This is a genomic window from Tenacibaculum piscium (assembly GCF_021390715.1).
GTDB lineage: Bacteria > Bacteroidota > Bacteroidia > Flavobacteriales > Flavobacteriaceae > Polaribacter > Polaribacter piscius.
Window position 1 is genome coordinate 49,317 of the sequence record NZ_JAJGWT010000007.1, and the last position, 22,796, is coordinate 72,112.

Below are 22,796 nucleotides of genomic sequence, written 5' to 3' on the forward strand. Positions count from 1 at the left end.
TTCATAATATGATAAAAAAAATACTTTTATTAGCTAGTTTATTCTTTACACTAATTTCATTCTCGCAAAAAATAGATGCTTCATTAGAGCATTTAAGAGAAGGTGAGAGTGTAATGATGGAAAGAACAATGCCTTTGCCATTAGGGCAGAGACCTTCAGGTTTTACGCAAAGTGATATTGATAAAAGCTCAGCAGGTATGGATTTAACTTTGCGAGGTAATATGACTTTTATAGGGAATAATAACCTTAGTGTTGATGTTAAAAAAACTAGAGATTTTAGAGAGTTAAATAAAGCATTTGATTTATATCGCTATCCTTATATTTTGAATAATGGTAGTGTTTATACAGGAAATGAGACGCCAAATGACTCATATGATTTAGATTTGTATATATATCAAAATGGTAATATAAGACAAGATTTAGGTAATGGTTCTGCTTACATGGATTATGTTGATGTTGATGGTTCTGTTGATGAGAATGGAGATGGAAAAGATGATACTTTTTCATCAAGCACATCTACTTTAAGTTTACCTAATTGTTCACGTGTAGCTTATGCAGGGTTGTATTGGGCAGGTGTATATCCAAGAGAACATTGGCTTACAACAACGAATCCCTTAAGGTCGGATGATTATGATAAGATAAAATTCAAATATCCTTCATCAACTACGTATAAAAATATAACAGCTGATGAAACTATTTACAATAACAATGAGCCTTATATCTGTTTTAAAGATATAACGACTGAAGTACAAGCAGAAGTAAACCCTAACGGAGTCTATACAGCAGCAAATATTAGAGCTACTAGAGGAGTCGATCATTATAGAGGTTTAGGAGGTGCTTCTGGTTGGGTAATGATTGTAGTTTATGAAAATGATAATGAGTCAAGTAAGAAGTTTTCAGTTTTTGATGGATTTGCAGATATACATGGAGAAACAAAAGATGCTAGTGGTAATGTAATAACTCCAGCAAATGAAGCGGAAATAACTTTTTTGAATTTTAAAACCATACCAAAAGGACCTGTTAATGTAGAGTTAATAATGGCTGCCTTAGAAGGGGATAAAGCAATTCCAGGGGATAATTATCAAATTAAAAATGCAGCAAACAATTATGTAAATGTATTTAACACTATTAGTCCTCAAGATAATTTTTTTAATGGGTCTATTAGTGTTTTTGATACTTATTTAGCTGGCAGAAACCCAGCGAGTACCAATACCCTTGGTTTTGATATAGATCATATTAAAATAAATAACCCAAATAATAGTATTATAGGTAATAATGAAACATCTTTAGATGTTAAGTTTACTACAGGAGGAGATGTTTATTGGCCATTTTTAAATGCGATGTCTGTTGAGGTTGTAGAGCCTGAAATTAAATTAGTGAAAACAGCCGTAGATGCTACAAATACACCTATTACATCAGAAGTAGCCTTAGGAGGTGAGGTGTATTATAATATTACCTTTCAAAATATTGGTACTGATAATGCGAAAAATACCGTAATCGTTGATGAGTTAAAAACAACAGTAGATTTTAAAGATATTCCTGGCAATATTGAAGTTTCTGATTCTCGTATAAGTTATACCTACGAAGCATCAACAACTTTAAATGGAGGCGGTGGAAAATTAACCTTTACCGTACCCGATGATTTAGTTAAAATAAATGGTGCAGAATATACTATCAAAATAAAAGTAAATGCAACTTCTGATTGTAGTAAATTAAGAGATGCTTGTTCGAATAAAGTAAAAAATCAGGCATTTGCTACTTATGAAAGAGATGAATCAAAGTTAAGTACTTCGAACCCTGGTTATGTTGATGGTTACAATGAATTAACAACAGCAAGTTATGCCGGTTTAGAACCTACGTGTAATTTAGGAGTTCAAGGAACAACAAATTTTGTAATAGATACAAGTAACTGTAAAGGTTCTATACAATTACTTTGTGGTGGCGATGTTGAACTAAGTGCAGGAGCAGGTTTTGACTCGTATGAGTGGATAAATATTGCAAAACCAGCAATAGTATTAGCTACAACTCAAAATTATAAAGCAATAGAAGCAGGAACTTATCAGGTAACGGCAATAGCACCAAGTGGTTGTACCGATAGAATAGAAACTATAGAGGTAATAGGTGATAATTTAGCGACAAATCCTTTAGAACCTTTTGCTGATCAAATTTTAACAAGCTGTACAAGTAATACAGAAGAACTTGCTGAAATTTATTTATGTGGAACAGCTGATTTTAGAGAGATAATTTTACCTTTTGGGGCAAGTTTAGCAACGACCGTAAAATGGTTTAAATTAGATGAAAAAAAACCATGTGATCCAACCAAACCAACAGAATTACCAACAACAACAAGTAATTGTGCGAATATTGCAACAGGCTGTTCTTGGGATGAAATACGTACTAAAACAGGTAGAGAATTATCAAAGAAATTCGATAAAAAAGGACAATATAAATTAGAAGTTTTATACGATGGGCAATGTCCAAAAACGTATTATTTTAATGTGTTTTCTGGAGCTTTAAAACCTAAGTTTGATAAAAAAAATATTGTTTGTGGAGCTAATGGAAGTATTGTCGTAAATGGTGTGCCAGATCGTTATGAATATCAATTAACGTATCCTAGTGGAACTACTACGATTGGTTTTCAAGATAGTAATGAATTTAAGAATTTATCTGAAGTTGGTAATTATGATATAACAATTAAATTAAAAGGATCAACACTTGCATCTTGTAGTTTTGATTATATAGTAAAAATAGATGAACAAGCACTAGGTTTAACAGTTGCCCCTGAATTTAATGCTGGCTGTGATGGAAAAGCAATAATAACAGCACAAGTAAACGGTACCTTACCAGGTAATTATATTTATACATTATTAAATAGTGTTGGTGGAGTTATTGAAACAAAGGCAGCAACTCCTGACAGAAGTGTGACTTTTGAGGTAACAAATGCAGGATTGTATAGTGTAAAGGTAGCAACTACTACGACTACTTGTACAGAGACAGTAACAACCAGAGTTATTAAACCAACTCCGCTTACATTAACCGCAGTAGCAACTAAAAATATTACCTGTACTGCAGGTTCATCTGATGGAATAATAACTTTAGCAGGAGCTAATGGTGTACCAAATGCTACAGGCGACAAATATTCATACGCATTATTATCAATAAATGGAACAGCCGTTAGCCCAAAAACCTATTTTACAGATACAACATATAATGTGGTAAATGGTAAAGAAGGAATTTATGTTTTTGAAGTTATTGATAGTAATAATTGTACAGCAACTTCAACCGCTAAAATTAGTGTAGAAGCACCTTTACAATTTACACATAAAGAAACTCAAGTAAATTGTAATAAGAAAGGAACTATAACAGTTGATGTTACTAAAAATACGGGTTATAAATTAAAATATAGTATTGATAATAAAGTTACTTGGCAAAGTTCAAGTTTTTTCGATGGTTTAGATGTTACAACAGCAGCAACATTATATACCGTTTATATTAGAGCAACTAAAGGAACATATCAATGTAATTATCAAATATCAGATATTGAAATTACAGAAGCAACAGGTTTAACTAATGGTTCAGCAGTTGCAACAGGTTTATCTTGTGGTACTCAAAATAATCCAGAAGGAAAAATTAAATTTACTGCACCAACAGGTGGAACAGCACCTTATACTTATTTTTATAAACATTCTTTGGATACTAATTTTACATCAACAGGAAATACAAGTGTTAATGTATCTAAAACGGGAAAATATGAAGCAAAAGTAGAAGATGCAAATGGTTGTTCTTTAGATTTAATAATTAAAGATGAAATAACAGCGTTACCAACACCGCTAACTATAGAGCATGAAATATTAATTTGTGGTAATACAGCAACAGTTATTATAACACCAAAAGATCCTTCTTATACCTATAGTATTGATGGTACAAATTTTCAAGCTAGTAATGTATTTAAAAATGTAGCTCAAAATTGGTATAAATTTAGCATAAAATATGGTAAATCGTGTACTGTAGAAAGTCAGTATGTATCTCTTTATGGGCAACCATTTACTGGGCGTTTTATCAGTAAAACAGACAGTGATTGTTCTGGTTCTGATAATGGAACAATAACTATTAATGCGAGTAATATTCAAGGAGGAAGTTATGAATATTCTACTGATGGTGGAACTACTTGGGAAGAAACAGGAGATAATCCGTATAGAATCGTAGGATTAGAGGCAAAAGAACATCATTTAAAGATTAGAGAAGTAATAGGAACAGCACCTAATGTGATTAGTTGTGAAAAAGATTTAGGAAAATATACCATAGGCGAGCCTGATAAATTAGAGTTAATAGAACCTAAAATTACAACAGATGCAACTTGTACAACAGGAGCAACAATTACTGTAGAAGCAAAAGGAGGAAATCCACCTTATAAATTTAGTATTGATGGTGGTGCTTCTTGGGAACCTGAAAATGGAATATATGCAAGTGATAAATATAAATTTACTAATGTAAAAGCTGGTGATTACCAAGTAATGTTATTGGATAGCAAAAAATGTGATGAATGTGGTTGTACCGATAATCCTTTTGAAAATGGAAGTTTTGAAAATCATTATTATGCAAATTCATCATCAGCGGGTTATTTAACAACTCGTGAAGAAAATATTCCAGGTTGGGATACGACAGAACCTAAAAGGAATGAAATAGAAATTTGGTATAATGGTTTTCAAGGTGTAAAAGCTTTTGATGGCGATGATTTTGCGGAATTAAATGCCAATGAAGTAGGTTCTTTATATCAAGAATTTTGTACAAAACCAGGGGATAAAATTACTTGGTCGGTAGCTCATAGAGGTAGAAGTGGTACTGATGTTGCTACGGTAAAAATAGGAAAAAGTCTTGCTACTGCCGATATTAAAAAAACAATGTCTGATGGTAATACTGCTTGGGGAGAATATTCAGGAACTTATACGGTACCAGTAGGACAAACAACAACGGTAATTGCTTTTGAAGCTGTATCTTCAGTAGGAGGTGCAAGTTATGGTAACTTTATTGATGGCGTAAAAATAGAAATTAACAGGAAAACTTGTGTTCTTAAAGATATTGAGGTAAAAGCACCAGCAGGTGTAACACATAGTGCAGAAGTTACAAATAGTTGTTATGATAATTCAAAAAATCCAGAAATAAAAATTACAGCATTAACAGGAATTGCACCGTATCAATTTAGTATTGATGGTGGAACGACTTGGGAAACTCCAACAGATGTAAATGATACAGAATTTATATTTAACAATACAAACGGATTAATTTTACCAACAACTACCGCTAAAGATTATACCATACAAATAAAAGATGGTGGCGGTTGTGAATCGCCAGTTAGTAAAGTTACTATTAATCCGAAGGTGAAAATAACAACAGCAAAAACACCTAAAAACTGTAAAGATGATGCAACAATTACAATAACAGCATCAGGCGGAGTTGGGAATTATGTATATGAAATAAACCCAAGTGCAGGAACAACAATTGCAGGAAATAAAATAACAGTTACAAATGCCGATATTTCTTACACCGTAAAAGTTAAAGATAATAACGGAAATACCGAATTTTGTACAGCAGAAGAAATTGTAAAAATTACTGAAATTAAAAAACCTGTAATAACAAATATAACTGCAACAGAATTAGATTGTACAGTAAATACAAAAGCGAGTATTTCTTTTGAAGTATCCGAAGGAAAAGCACCGTTTAAATATACCGTAAATGGTGGAACATCAAAACCAATAACAGGAAATACACATACAATTTCTGGTTTAGATGCAGGAACTTATAAAATTATTGTAACCGATGCGAATGGTTGTAAATCTTTAGAGAAAATTCAAAAAATTAAAAAATTAGTTGCTTTAACTGGTGGTTCGGCAGTGGGGACGGATTTAGGTTGTAGTGGAGATATTGATGCTATAAAAAATTATGATGGAACTGGTTTTATTTGGAGTTTACCAGGTATTTGGAGTTCAGGAGCAATCACTTTTACTGAACCAACAACAGGTACAGCACCTTATACCTATTATTATAAAAAAGATGGAGATACTGATTTTACACTAGTACAAGGAGATTCAGTTTCTGGTTTGCCTTTAGGTTATAACCCAAAAGATACTACCTATAACACCAAAGTAGTAGATGCAAAAGGTTGTAGTATTCCTTTAGATGATGTTACTATAAAAGTGCCTGAAGATACAGGAAATAACAATCATACATATACACATAATTGTGATGGAAGTGTTGATGTAGTCCTTCAACCTTATGACCCTACTTATATTTATATAGTTGACGGAAAACCTGCTCAATCAGGGAATAATGTTTTTGAAAAAATACGAAGTAATAATCTTTATTATATGATATTTTCACAAGAAGGTTGTTTACTTTATATGAGTCTAACTTGGGATGGCGTTTTTTTTGAAAATAAACTTCTCCAAGCAAAAATAGTTGAACAGAATAATGTACCTGTACCTGTATGTGCAGGAGGAAAAGGAAGCGTAAAAGTAGAAGCTTTTACTAAAAATGGTTCTACAGAAGTTCCATACCAACCAAATTTTGAATACTCATTAGATGACGGAGCAACTTGGGCGGAATCTGTTGGAAATCCTTATACAATTACAGGTCTTAGTATAGGAGATAATACAATAAAAATAAGAAAAAGAAAAGAAGATTTAGCCGTAGGAGAAGAACATTGTAATAATATAGAATTAAAGAAAACCGTAGTTGAAATACCTGTTATAGAAATAGAAGCAACAGCTACACCAATTGGTTGTTTAACATTAACAAGTACTATTACGCCAAAAGTGAAAAATAGTAGTTATTTTAAATATTTAGATTATGAATTATTAGATAGTTTAGGAAATTCATTTACACCTAAAAAAATAGCAGAGCATAGGGATAGTACTAAGCCTAATTTTACAAATATACCCGTAGGGAAATATAAAATGGTAGCTAAGTGGTTAGGAAATAGTTATGAAAGTTTCCTTTTAGGTTGTAAGTCAGCACCAATAGATGTAGAAGTTGAAGCACCAAAAGACATTAAATTTACCGCAACACCATCAGTTTGTCATAAAGGAAGTGATGCAACAATTACCGTAGATGTTACAGAAGGAAATGGGAATTATAGGTATGTTCAATATAATAAGAATGGTATAAAACCTCCAACACAACAGCAAACCTCCAATGTGTTTACAGGATTATCAGCAGGAACACATACTATTACTGTTTTTGATGGTAAGGGTTGTTCAAAAACAATAGAAGATATTGTAATTAACCCACAATTAAAAGTATCAGCAACAACAACACAAGCAAGTTGTAAAGATGGAACTTTAACAATTACAGCATCAGGCGGAAAAGATACAAATTATGTATATGCCGTTGTAGCAAAAGATGCAACAGCTCCAACAGTTTTTAGCGCAACAAAACCAACCGAAATTAAAGAAGGAACTTGGGATATTTATGTAAGAGATAATGGAGGAACAGGAACTTTAGGAACGGATTATTGTCAAGCAAAATTGACTACGAATGAAGTAACTAAAATACCAAACCCGACAATAGATACTGTAACGGCTATACAACCTAAATGTTTTGGTGAAAAAGGAACAATAAATGTAACAGTTTCAGGAGGAACAACAGATTATACAGTAACTTTAACAGGTTTATTGGGAACAACATCAGTGCAACCACAAACAGGAAATTCATTAAACTATGAATTTAAAGATTTAGTTGCAGATACTTATACAATTAAAGTTGTAGATGCCAATACTTGTGAATCCGCAGAAAAAACACAAGAAATTAAAGTTCCATCAGCATTAAAAGATGGTAAAGCTATAGCTACTGATTTAGCTTGTGGCGTATCAGGAGGAAGTATTACGTTTACAAATCCTACGGGAGGAACACCAGACCCAACAACAGGAAATTATACTTTTTATTATAAAGAAAACATTGCTTCTGTTACAAATTATACACCAGTTTTAGGAAATAATACAAATACGGTTACAGTAACAAATTTATCGGCAGGAGATTATTTAACGAAAGTAGTCGATTATGAAGGTTGTTCTTTAGATTTAAACACAGTTACAAATCCAATTACAATAAAACCATTACCAACTGTACCAATTTTTGACCCTACAACAATTACCTATAACTGTGATGGAACAGCAACTATTCAAGTAACACCAACACCAGCATATAATTATATGCTAGATAAAGATAAAACAACGACTAATAATACAGGAGTATTTACAGCTGTAACACCAGGTTCTCACACGGTTTCTGTAGATTATGGAAGTAATTGTTCTACGGATATTATTGTTGAGGTTAAAGCAAATCAGGGATTTACGGCAATCATAACAGGGGAAACAAATCCTGTGTGTAAAGGTGCCGCAAACGGTAAAATTGAAGTAACGGCTTCTTTTCCATCAGTAACACCAACATCTTTTGAATATTCTACGGATGGAACAACTTGGATTACTGTAAATTCAAATAAAGTTACAATTGATGGATTTAATGCAGGAACTCCTGATATTACTCACACGATAAATGTTCGTCCAACAGGAAAAACATCGCCATCAGCTTGTGATGTTACTTTAACTAAAATATTAACAAACCCAACGGAAGTAAAAGTTACAAAAGCACCGCATACAAAAATTACGTGTACTTCAACAACAAGTACGATAACACCAACAGCAAGTGGCGGAAATGGTGGAACTTATACTTATACTGTTGAATCTTTGGATAATTTAGGAAATTCATTAAGTCCTAAAGTTATAAGCTCAACTCTTACAGGTTTATCCGCAGGAAAATATAATGTTGTAGCAAAAGATAAATTAGGATGTCCATCAGAAGCTCTTGAAGTTGTTATTGCTGATAAAGAAGATGTTGAATTTACAGCAACAGCATCAGCTTGTCATACAGGAAGTGATGCGTCAATTAAAGTTACAAATATTACAGGAAATGACACGAATTTTACTTTTAGTATAAATGATGGAGTAACAACAAAAACACAATCATCAAATGAATTTAAAAATTTATCCGCAGGAGATTATAAAATAACAGTTTTTGATGGTTTTGGTTGTAAATTAGAAAAAGATGTTACAATTAAAGAAAAAATTACAGCAACAGTAACTCAAATAGATGAAACTTGTACTAAAGGAAGTTTAACAATATCAAATGCAAAAGGCGGAAGCGGTTCGGGTTATGTTTATGCCGTTGTAAAAGATGGAAATACACTTGGTGCTTTCACTCTAATAACAAATCCAATAACAAAAATTGAAAATTTAGATGCAGGAAAATATCATATTTATGTAAGAGATAATAACGGAACAGGAACTTTAGGAACTGATTATTGTGAATATCCAGAAACAAAAGAAATAACTAAAATTGCAGAATTAAAAGCAACAGCAAAAACGCCAATACAACCAAAATGTAATGGTAAAACTGGTAGTGTTGTTTTTGAAATATCAGGAGGAAAAACGCCTACTTATGTTTTAAAGAAAGGAACAACTGTAATAAATTTAGTATCACCAATATCAGTAAATATAACAGGAAATACACATACAATTTCTGGTTTAGCTGATGGAAATTATACAATTACTGTAAAAGATGAAAATAATTGTTCTAAAACTATAACTCAAATAATTGAAGCTCCAGATAAATTAACTGGCGGTTCAGCAACACCGATAGATTTTACTTGTAAAACACTAAAAGGAGGAATTGATTTTGTGAATCCTAACGGAGGAACAGGCGTTTATACTTTTTCTTATAAATTAGACACAGCACCTGTTACAGATTTTCAACCAGTTGTAGGAAATCAGCAGTTAGGTCTAGATGCAGGAACTTATAATATTAAAGTAAAAGATGCTAATAATTGTGAAATATCTTTAAACGATGTTACAATTAATCCAGAACCAATAGCACCAACATTAACAAAATCGGTAGCTTATAATTGTGATGGAAAAGGAACGATTACAGTAACAGCAACGCCATCGGCAGTATTGCCAATAATATATACGTATAGTTTAGACGGAGCAACGCCACAAACAGGAGCTAATCCAAATGTTTTTGCTGATTTAGATGCAGGTTCTTATACGGTATCTGTAGGTTATGGAAGTGATTGTTTTACAGATATTGATGTAATTGTAGCGGTAAATCAAGAATTTACGGCAAGCATAACAGGGCAAACAAATCCTGTGTGTAAAGATAAAACGAACGGTAAAATTGAAGTAACGGCTTCTTTTCCATCAGTAACACCAACATCTTTTGAATATTCTACGGATAATGGAACAAATTGGAATACAGCAACTATAAACCCATTTATAATTGATGGATTTAATGGAGGAACTCACACAATAAAAGTTCGCCCAACAGGAGAAACATCAACAGCTTGTGATGTTACTTTAACTAAAACATTATCAAACCCAACAGCGGTAGTTGTAAGTCTATTAACAAAAGTAACTAAAGAAATTACTTGTGATCCAGCAACAGGTGCTACCATAACATTATTCGCGGGTGGTGGAAACGGAACTCCTTATACTTTTGAATTGTTTGATGGAGCTACTTTAAAAGAAACGACATTAGCAGGTGTAAATACATTTACTGATGTTGCAGTCGGAAATTATACGATTAAAGCAAAAGATTCAGCAGGTTGTAAATCAGATGCTTTCCCGATAGAAGTTAAAGCTAAAAAAGACATCGAATTTACATTAAAACCACAATATTGTTATGATGCAACTATCGGAAACGGAACTATCATTGTTGAAATAACTAATGGAAATGGCAATTATCAAATTAAAACAAATACAGGTACTTGGCAAAATTTAACGCCAACATCAACTACGCCTTTACAATACACACTTACAGGTTTATCGCCAAAAGAACATACAATTACAGTAAGAGATAAATCGAATTGTGAAGTAGAAAAAAAGGTAACTATTTATCCTGAATTATCGGCTAAGGCAACACCAACAAATATTAGTTGTAACGATGGTAAAATTACAATTACAGCAAAAGGCGGTGATGGAAATTATCAATATACGGTAACATCAGCAACAACGACAGATATTGTAAGTAATACTAATGAAATAACAATAACAAAGCCAGAAACTTATACGGTTACTGTAAAAGATAAAAATGGCGGTACAAATGCGTGTTCAGTTTTTTTATCAATACCTATAAAAAATATAACGCCTGTTGCAATTACAACAACAGCAAATCAACCACAATGTAACGGAAATAAAGGAAGTATTGATGGTAAAATTACTGCAAATACTGGGCAAGCTCCTTTTACAATTACATTAAAAGATAATTTAAATGCTGTAATAGAAACTTTAACCAATCACACGTTACCAGAATTTAGTTTTAATAATATTCCTGCGGGAACAGGTTACAAAGTAGAAATTACAGATAATCTTACTTGTACAGATATTAAAACATTTGATTTAATAGAATTACCATCAATAGTTCTTAATATTGAACCTGTCTTACCAGATAATTGTACTACAGATATAGCAAATACAGGTTTTGACTTTAATTTTGGAAGTTTAACTTTAGCTGATTACGCTCCTTATACTTTACAATACACTTTAGATGGAGATAACGGTACAGGTTGGACAAATATGAATACGCTTACGTCTTCATTAAGTGTAGCACCACATCCAACACCTGGAGATAATTTATATAGTATAAGAAATTTAGCCCCAGGTTCACAACATACACCAGCAATTAGAATTTTAAATGCAGATGCTACTGTACGTTGTGAATTAAAAAACGGTGTTTTTGTGATGCCTTATAGTGTAAATGGTGTAAAAATAGATATTCAAGTGGTTGCGGGTGATTGTACAACAGGATATACTATAACAGTTGAAGCAATTGATGGAGTTGGTCCTTTTGAGTTCTCTTTAACGCCAGACCCTATTTATCCATCAACACTTCCAGGTGATTTAACTTGGTATGATGCTGAAGACACTACTTTATCACCAACTAATACAAATGCCCCTGGTTCTAATTATAGAAGAAAAATATTTACAAATATAATTCCAGAAGTCGAGTATGATTTTTATGTAAGAGATAAAAGTACTAGTTGTATTGCTGAAGCAAAAGATCAGGCAATGACTCCTGCATCAGATTTTGATGTTGCTATAACACCAATAGTTACAAGTCAATCATGTCCTGGAATTACTAATAACGGTGAATTATCATTTAAAATAGAAGATACTGATGGCGTTTTAAATGGTAAAGAATTAAATTGGCAATTATATGATGGTCTTAATGATATTCCTTTAACAGGAATAAATGGTACAATATCAAATACACAAGGATATCCTTTTACATTAAATACAGTATTAGCACCAGAGCCTTTATTACAAGGGTTGTCATCTGGTTTATATTTTATTGTTATTGAAGATGCAAATAACGGTACAGCTCCTAATGTTTGTAAGTGGGGAAGTAAAGATGTCCAAATATTTAAAGGAACTCCTTTTGTTGGTAACTTAAATAAACTAAAAGATATTACCTGTGCTTCACCTGGTCAAATCAGAATTGATGGCGTAACAGGAGGTTTTGGAGATTATACTTATACCGTTACAGGAATTACAAATTCAACACAAGTAACGCCAATAACAATTCCAACAGGAAAAAGTACTTTTGATGTTACTTATGCCGATGTAACAGATAAATCTTTAGATGTTGAAGTTACTATTTTAGTTACTGATAAAAATCAATGTTCTTTTGAATTACCTAAAGTAACCTTAAAAGTAAGCGAAAACCCAACAATTAATTCTGTAACGGTAAATAGTTGTGGAGCTGTAAATTCTATTGATATTAATACAACAGGCGGATTAGCTCCTTATCAATATTCATTAGATGGAATTAATTTTCAAGCACCAGTAAGCACAGCAGACCATACAATGAATGTTGTTGATGGAAATCAAACATTAACAGTAAAAGACGCAAACGGTTGTATTGCTACTGCTACATTTAATGTTCATCCTGATATTACTTTTGATATTGATAACATAACAGTACCAGATTGTAATACTATCAATAATTCAGCGGATAATGCAACAGCAACGATAACCGTAAATACAGGTTCAGGAGATTATCAATATAGTTTAGATGGTGTTTTACCGGCTGTAGATATTACAGGAACTACGGTTACTTTTCCTACAACTTTAACACCAGGGAATCATACTATTAAAATTATTGATAAACTGAATATTGCTTGTACATTAGAGAAAACATTTACAGTATCAGAACCGATAAAACCTAGTTTTAAAGCGAATATCACAAAAAATAACAGTTGTAATGGAGCTAATGGCGGGGAAATAACGGTAACAAGTACTGAAGCTTTAACATATACTATAAATCCAGCAGTAGTAGGAAGTTTTGATAATATAACAAATATATTCTCAGCTTTACCACCAAATACCTACACTGTAACAGGAACAGGAACTAACGGTTGTACAACTGAAATTAAAGATATAATAATAACAGAATTTAAAGCAATAAAAGTACCTACACCAACAGTAGCAAATGGAGGTATAACAGAGTTTGCGTGTACAACAGGAAACACAAGAAACAGTGCAATTGTAAAAGTTGATAAAACAGCCATAACAGAAGGAAGTGGAACTTATACAAAAGCAGAATTTGTATTTACGCCAAACGGTGGAGGAGCAGTAGTAACACCACCCGCTTCATCAAACTTTGAATTTACTACGGATAATGTTTTAGGTGGAACAGTTGATATTACTGTTTATGATGACCAAGGGTGTAAAGGAAAAACATCAGCAACAATAGCTGCTTTTACACCGATTGCAGATTTATTAGCAATACCAAAAACAGCAATCACTTGTTCAACAAATGAAAGTATTGAAGTAACATTTACAGGAATTGCAACGGAAATTAAAGTCGTAGATGCTAATGGAATTAATTATGATTCAACGCCAGCAACAGCAACAGCAACAGCATCAGTATTTACAAATTTACCAGTAGGAAAATACACGATAACTATTAAAAATGATAAAGGTTGTGAATTAACTACTTATCATACAGTAACGGCAATTCCTGCTTATACTATTCTTCTTTCAGATAAAATAGATACATCTTGTATAAATTCAAGTACAGGAAGTATTAAGTTTGATGTTAAAGATTATGTAGGGAATTATGATTATACAATAACAGGAGCTACATTAGGAACTGCAATTACAGGAACAGGAACAGGGACAATACCAGCAGGAACACCAAAAGAAATTACAGGTTTAAAAGCTGGAGATTATACTGTTAATATAACAACAGGAACTATAAACTGTACAGTTACTCCAATAGATTTTAAAATTGAAGATGCTCCAGCAGTTTTAAGTGTAGAAGCAGAAGAAACATCAGCAGTACAATGTAAAGATGATGCAAATGCAACAATTACTGTAACCGAAACAAAAGGCGGTTGGGGTCGTTATGAATATCAATTAGAAGATGCTTCGGGAATAGTTTTAGGTTATGATTTCACAACAAATACAACGAATAAAATATTTACAGGTTTATCTCATGGAACTTATAAAGTTAGCGTAAGAGATGCTTTAGGTTGTATTGTTCCTTCTAATGATATAATAATTACAAACCCAACAGAAGTTAAGTTTACAGTAACCAAAGATGATACGGTTTGTGATGTAAATATCGCAGGAAGTATTACTGTTGATTTAAAAGATGCAGTATCAGGATTAGCAGGCGGAAAAGCTCCTTATACTTATACTTTAACAGATGATGCCTCAACGCCAAATGTAAAAACAGTAACTATAACCGATACAGAATACACATTTACAGGTTTATCAAAAGCAAATTATACGGTAAGCGTAAAAGATGCGAATTTATGTAAAGGAACAGGTGCGGATATAAAAATCTTTGATGATATTGTATTTACATTAGAAGAAACAAAGAAAATTGATTGTTCAGTATCGACTGACGCAGTTTACAATATAAATGTAAGTGGCGGAAGTGGAAACTTTACCTATGAAATTAAAAAAGGTACTGATGTAAAAGTAAAAGCAGGAACAACTTTATCAACATCAACAACAAATCCTCCAACTTTTAAAACAAGCGTAGCGGGAGATTATACGATAACAATTACAGATACAGACGCAGCACCAAACTGTACAATAACAAGAGATTTTACAGTTCAAGAATCTGTTAAGCCAAAATTTACAGCAACTCCTTCAGATAAAATCTGTAACGGAACTGCAACAGGTGTAATTACAATTAATGAATTACCTAAAGTTGGAATTAATTCTGTAACATACGTAATCAATAATGTAGCGAATACATTTACAGCAACACCAGTAGGAACAGAGTTTAAAAATTTACCTGCGGATGATTATATTATTACAGCAACAGGAGATAACGGTTGTACATCAACTCAAAATGTAACAATTGGGGAATTAGATGAAGTTAAAATTGGATTAGATGCAATTGATGTTGCATATAGTTGTACAAATCCAATGGCAAAGATAACTGTTGATAAAGATAGTATATCAGGTGGAAATCTAAATAAAAATTATAATGTAGCATTTGTGTTTACGCCAACAAGCGGAACAGGAAAAACTCAACCCGCTTCATCAAACTTTACATTTACTACGGATAACACTTCAGGAGGAAAAGTTAAAATTATCGTTTCTGATGACCAAGGATGTTCATCTGCGGAAGAAGAAGTAACAATTCCAGCTTTTGCACCGATTGGAGATTTAAAAGTAACTCAGAAAACTCCAATAACTTGTTCAGTAAATGAAAGTATTGAAGTAACATTTACAGGAACTGCAACGGAAATAAAAGTTGAGCAAATTCCAACAATAGGAACTGGTTATTCACAAACAAAAACTCCAGTAAGTCCTGCAACATCATTAACATCACCAATAGAATTTACAGGTTTACCAGTAGGAAATTATACCATATCAGTAACCGATGCAGTAACAAATTGTGTTGCAACAACATTCCATACGGTAAGTAAAATACCAGTTTATGATGTTGTTCTTTCTGATAAAAAAGATATAGCTTGTTTCAATGGTAAAGGAAGTATCAAAATTGATGTTAAAGATTATACAGGAAATTATAATTATGAAGTTGTAGATTCTGTAACAGAGAGTTCATTGAATACTTCAAAAACAGGAACAGGAACATCAGGAACATCAGAAGAAATTACAGGTTTAGAAGCAGGAAAATATAAAGTTAAAATAACTTTAATAGATTCTAATGACAAAAATTGTAGCGTTAATTTATCTGCAGAATTTGAAATTATAAAACCTGCAATTGCTTTAAGTGTAACAGCAGATGTTACAACAAAAATTAGTTGTACTGATGAAGCAGATGGAACAATTACTGCAACAGCAACAGGCGGTTGGAAAAATTATGAATATCAATTAGAAGATACTTCGGGAACTGCTATTACAGTAAAAGATGCTTTAGGAGCTGATGTTATTTATGATTTTGCAAATAACGGAAGCAACAACATCTTTAAAAACTTACCTGAGGGAACTTATAAAGTTAGCGTAAAAGATGCTTTAGGTTGTGTTTTTGAATCTGCTGAGGTAAAAGTAGAAAATCCAAAGAAAGTAGAATTTACAGTATCAAAAGATGATACTGCTTGTGATAATAAAATCGGTGGAGAAATTACGGTAACAGGTTCTGGCGGAACAGGAACTTATACCTATACCTTAACAGATGATTCAAATCCTGTAAAAGTAACAACACAAACAGGAGTTACAGGAGCTTACACATTTACAAATTTACCAGCAGCAGTATATACGGTAAGCGTAACAGATACTAATTTATGTGTAGGAAAAGAAAACCCAACAAGTATAAATCCAATAACAATTAATCCTGATATTGAATTTACATTAGTAGAAACAAAGAAAGTTGATTGTTCAACATCTCCAAATGGAGAAGTTACTGTTACTTTAAAAAATTGGGTAAATGGAATATCAAATTATAAAGTTGTAGATTCAAATAGTAATGCGTTGAATATTGGAGGTAATATTATTAATGATGTTCCTAGTCAAATATTTACAATTTCAATTCCAACGGCAGAAACTTATACTGTAATTATTAGTGAAAAAGGTTCAACCTGTGGGATTTCAAATACAATAACAATAGCACCGAAATTAGAACCAATTTTTAAGGCAACTCCTTCAGATAAAATCTGTAACGGAACTGAAACAGGTGTAATTACAATTACGGATGAAGTTTTTAACGGAATTAAGAATGTAACTTATACAATAAGTTTAAATGGTGGAGCTTTAACTCCAGCTCAAGAAACTTTTGATGCAGCAACAAAAACTTTCTCAGGTTTACCAGTAGGAACTTATACAATAACAGGAACAGGAGATAATAAATGTCCGACATCTAAAAAAGATGTGAAAATTGAGCAATTAGATAAAGTTACAATTGGAGCAAATGCAATACAGAACGTTACTTATACTTGTGATGTAGCAAACCCAAAGGCAACGATAACTGTTGATAAAACAGATATTAAAGGCGGAAACGGAGATGTAAATAAAAATTATAATGTAGAGTTTGTATATGATAATGGAACGCCAACGGATAATACAGATGATGTAACACAAATCGCTTCATCAACCTTTACGTTTACTACGTATAATGTTTTAGGAGGAACAGTTGAAATTAAAGTTACAGATGACCAAGGTTGTGATTCAGATACAAAAACAGTTACTATCCCTGCTTTTACACCGATATTACCAAGCGATATTCAAATATCACATACACCAACTTGTGAATTTGAAAAGCAAAGTGTTACTGTTAAATTAGATAATTTAGACGCTTCAATAGCTCCTGTTATTTTTATTGAAATAACAAAGCTTGATGGAAGTATTTTGTCTAAAAAATTACCAAGACCACAAGATGGTAGTGGAGTAGTTTTTGATAAATTACCTTTAGGAGATTATGAAGTTTCAATTACACATCCAATAACAAACTGTATAATAACAAAAACCTATACAATTAAAGAACCAGTTTATAATGTTCTTTCTTCTAGTGTTGAAAACACAACTTGTGTAGGTTCGCCAACAGGAAGCGTGGTTATAGATGTTCAAAAAGGAAACGCATTTACATCAGCATTTTATACAGGAAAGTATGATTATGAAGTTTTCAACTCGATTGGAAATTCATTAACACCTGTAAAATCAGGAAATGTACAACCAGCAACAGGAACAACAAACCCGCTTACAATTTCAGGTTTAAAAGCGGGAAGTTATGTTGTGAAAATTACAGATATTGATAATGCTACAGCGTGTAGTTTTACATCCGCAGTATTTAAAATTGAAGATGCTCCAGATGGAAAATTAGAAGTAACAGCAGATATTTCATCAGAAATAACTTGTACTAACGATAACAATGCAACAATTACTGCAACAGCAATTGGCGGTTGGGGAGCTACTTTGTATCAATTAGAATATGCTGTTACCAAAACAGGAACTTATACGATTGTAAAATCTTTTGAAACAAATAAATATAATAACAGATTTACAAACCTAAAAGAAGGATTCTATATCGTAAAAGCAAAAGATAGCCACGGTTGTAGTGATGCAATTTCTGATGTAAAAGAAATTATAAACCCAAAACCTGTTACTTTTGAAACGGAAATGATTGCCAATATTTGTTCAGATACAAAACCAGCAATTAAAGTAACCGCAAAAGGAGGTTCAGGAACGTATATTTATATTTTAACAGACAAGGATGGAAACGAAATAGAAAATATCAAAAAAACTTCTTTAACACATACTTTTGAAAATTTATCTGTAAATAATAACGAAGATTATACGGTAAGCGTAAACGATGTAAAAGGTTGTATCGGAACTCCTGAAACAGGAAGTACAGCTGTCGTAACAATTTATCCTGAACTTCAGTTTTATTTAACTCCAGATAAATTAAGCTGTCAATCTGATGGAACAACTACTGAAAGTGCCGTGTATAAAATAAATGTAACAGGCGGAAGTGGTGATTTCAGTTATTCAGTTGTTGATAAAAATGATGCGACTAACATAGTTGCAGTTATAAAAACAACAAATCCACCAACTTTTAGCATCGCAGATGCAGGAACGTATATTCTGAAAATCACAGACAATAAAGCAGAAATTACCTGTAATTCAATTGAATCATCAGAGATTGTAGTTGGAGAACCGATAAAACCAGCTTTTGAACCAGAAGCAATTGTAAATAATATTTGTTTCGGAAGTTCTGATGGTGTTATTTATATTCCAAACGGAGCTAATCCTTTAACATATACGATAAATTCAAATCCAGTAATAGGTTTCAATTCAACAACAAATAAATTTGAAGGTTTATCAGCAGGAACTTATACTATTACAGGAAAAGGAACAAACGGCTGTACAACAACTAAAGATGTAACGATTATTCAAAAATCAGAAATTAAAATTAATCCTGATGATATTAAAGATAAAATAACCGTTACTGATTTTACTTGTACAACAGGAAATACAACAAATACCGCTTCTGTAAAAATTGATAAAGAAGCAATTCTTGGTGGAATTGTAGGAACAACAAAACCTAACTTTAATAGAGTCGTTTTTGTGTACGATAACGGAACAACAGATACTGCAGACGATATCAAACAAGATTCAGAAAGTTTTGATTTCTTTATTTATGATGAAAATAACAATACATCAGGCGGAAAAGTTGCAATTACCATTTATGATGCACAAAATTGTTCGTCAGCAAAAACAACAATTATTAAAACAATAAAAGGTTTTGAGAAAATAACAGATGCAACAATTACACAAACTCAAAAATTAGATTGTAGCAATAAAGAAACAATTACGGTAAAAGCAAATCTTGATATTGCAAATTTAAAATATACCATAATAGGAACTGATAAAACATCAAACTATACTGATGAAAAAACAATTCCTTTAGGAACAGATTCTGCAATATTTACTGGTTTAAAACCTGATAATTATATCATAAAAATTACAAACCCGATAACAGGTTGTGTGTATCCTACTTATAATACTGTAAAAGATGTACCATTATTTTTAGTGGAAATTGATAGTCAAAGAACTTGTTTTGACCAAGCAACAAGAAAAGAAACAGCATCGGCACCTTTAAATGTGAAAACTATAATTAGAGATGCTTTAGATGTTCCATATACAGGAAATTATACTTATGAAGTTGTAGATGCTATAACAGAAAGTTCATTAACAGCTCCGATAACAGGAACAGGAATTGGCGGAACTCAAAATATAATTTCAGGTTTAGAGAAAGGAACTTATAAAGTGAAAATAATTATGACGGATTCTCCAGAATGTGAAGTTTTATCTGAAGAATTTAGTATAACATCGCAACCTGAATTAACTTTAGAGGAGAATAGTATTGTAAATCATATCAGTTGTAATTCTAGTGAAGGAAGTGTTATTTTAAAAGCCGATGGCGGTTGGGGTAATTATGAATATCAATTAGAAAAAACCAAAAATAATATAACAACAATAGAACAAGTCTTTGGTAAAAATTCTAAATTTGAGGAACTAGAAGAAGGAAGCTATACCGCAACGGTAAGAGATATCAATAATTGTGAAGCTACGCTTAGTTTTGTGTTAGTGAAAGGAATAAAATTAACTGCGGAAACTAAAGTAAATAAAAATGTTTGTGAAGGCGAACAAAATGCGAGTATTGAAATTATAAACGTAACAGGCGGACAAATACAAGATGCTGGAGTAACCTATAGTTATATTTTAAAATATCCGACGGAATTAGGCGGATTAGAAGTAGAACAATCGTCAAATATTTTTGATGGCTTATTAGCAGGAAATTATCAAGTAAGAGTTATTGATAATAAATATGGTTGTAACACGGGTAATTTTAAAAATGTTAAAGTTACAATTGAAGATCCAATTAAAGTAGAAGCATCTGCAAATATTACAGCAGATATTACTTGTGATATTACAACAGCAAGCGTTGAGGTTACAGCAAAAGGCGGAAAAGCACCATACGAATTTAGTATCGATGGAATTACTTATAATCCATCTAATACATCAACAAGTACTATGTATGAATTTACAGGGCTTACCGCAGGATTACAAACATTTTATGTAAGAGATGTTGAACAATGTGTAACAACGACAACCGCTACAATTGGAGCTTATGTGGCTTTAGATGCAACTTTAAATGTAGTTTCAGGATTTATTACGTGTAAAGATGATAGTAATGGTGTGTTATCTGCGGATGTAACAGGTGGTTTTGGAACTTATGAATATCAATTATTAAATGAAGCTGAAACTCCAATTACGGGAGATTGGCAAACATCAAATACTTTTGGAGGTTTAAATATCGGAACCTATAAAATAAAAGTAAAAAGTACGAATAGATTTAGTGAAGTTTGTGAAACAATAACCACAAATAAACATACCATAAAAGAACCAACAGTTTTAATTCCTGATGCAAAGGTAACTCAACATGTAACCTGTGCTGGAGGTGATACAGGAATTATTCAAGCATCGGCAACAGGTGGAAATGGACAATATGAATACAATATTTTCACGATTCCATCAAACCCTGAATATCCAGAGAATAAATTTATTCAAAATGGCGAGTTTACAAACTTACCTGCAGGAACATATTATATTATGGTAAAAGATGTCGTTGGTTGTATTTCACCAGATACCGATAAAGCACCGATAAAAGTTGTTATTAAAGAACCAAATGGATTAACCATGAACTTAACAAAAGTTGTTGAACAAACCTGTATCAATGATGATACGCCAACAATTACAGTTGATGTTCAAGGAGGAACACAGCCATATTATATCAGTATTAACAATGTGGAATTACCGAATCCGTATTCTTTAAATGAAATTAAATTAGGAGCATCCGAAGGAATTAAAGCTGGGGGAGTTTACTTAATAAGTGTTCGAGGAAAAGATAAAGGTTGTTCATCAGTAGCGTTGCCATCGGTTATAAAAATAGTAGAACCGATTGATTTACAATTAACAGTCGATTTTGAATATACTTGTGAATCAGGAAATATTATCAAAGCAATTGTTGATGATTTATATAAAGATGCCGTAAGTTTTACGTTATTTAATGAATCGGGAATTGCCATAGCAACCAACACAACAGGAGAATTTATCGATATAGAAGCAGGTGATGGATATAGCGTAACAGCAACGAATACGGCTTCTGGTTGTTCGGAAAGTTCTACGGATGTATTTGATATTCAAGATATCCGAGCTTTAGAAATGACCATTGATGATACGGAGAAAAATAAAATAATCGCTAATGTAGCTTTCGGTTTACCGCCATATAATTTTACGCTTGATGGCATAGATTATGGAACAGATAATGAGTTTACCTTGTTACAAACCAAAGATTATGAAATTAAAGTAACCGATGCAAGAGGTTGTGAAGTAACTTTAACTGTAACAGGTGAATACATCACGATAACTGTGTTAAATTTATTTACACCAGATGGCGATGGAATTAATGATTTCTGGTATCCATTAGAGGTGGAAGGTTACCATAAAATAAAAGTGTATATTTATGATAGATATGCTCGTAAAATAGCAAATTACCAAGGACAAAACCAAGGTTGGGACGGAACGTATGATGGTAAACCATTACCAGCAGGAGATTATTGGTATACTATTTATTACAGTGAGTTATCAGGAGAACAGAAGAAAATAATGGGTCATTTTACATTATATAGGTAAATTGTAAACAGAATGTAAGATAAGTTTACAAGTAAAATAATAGGAAAATGATAAGTAAGATGACAGGTA

At 32.3% G+C, this 22,796-nt stretch carries 1 protein-coding gene; it reads left to right on the top strand.

All coding sequences use genetic code 11. From position 1 onward, the window contains the following. The first annotated feature begins 8 nt into the window (after window positions 1–8). A complete protein-coding gene (locus L0U77_RS08180; RefSeq protein WP_233901005.1) occupies window positions 9–22,727 on the top strand; it encodes a T9SS type B sorting domain-containing protein in 22,719 nt (7,572 codons plus the stop codon). Window positions 22,728–22,796: the final 69 nt, after the last annotated feature.

What these genes read in the sequence shown, in the direction of transcription:
- L0U77_RS08180 (WP_233901005.1), top strand. Translation starts at nt 9, where the DNA reads ATGATAAAAAAAATACTTTTATTAGCTAGTTTATTCTTTACACTAATT.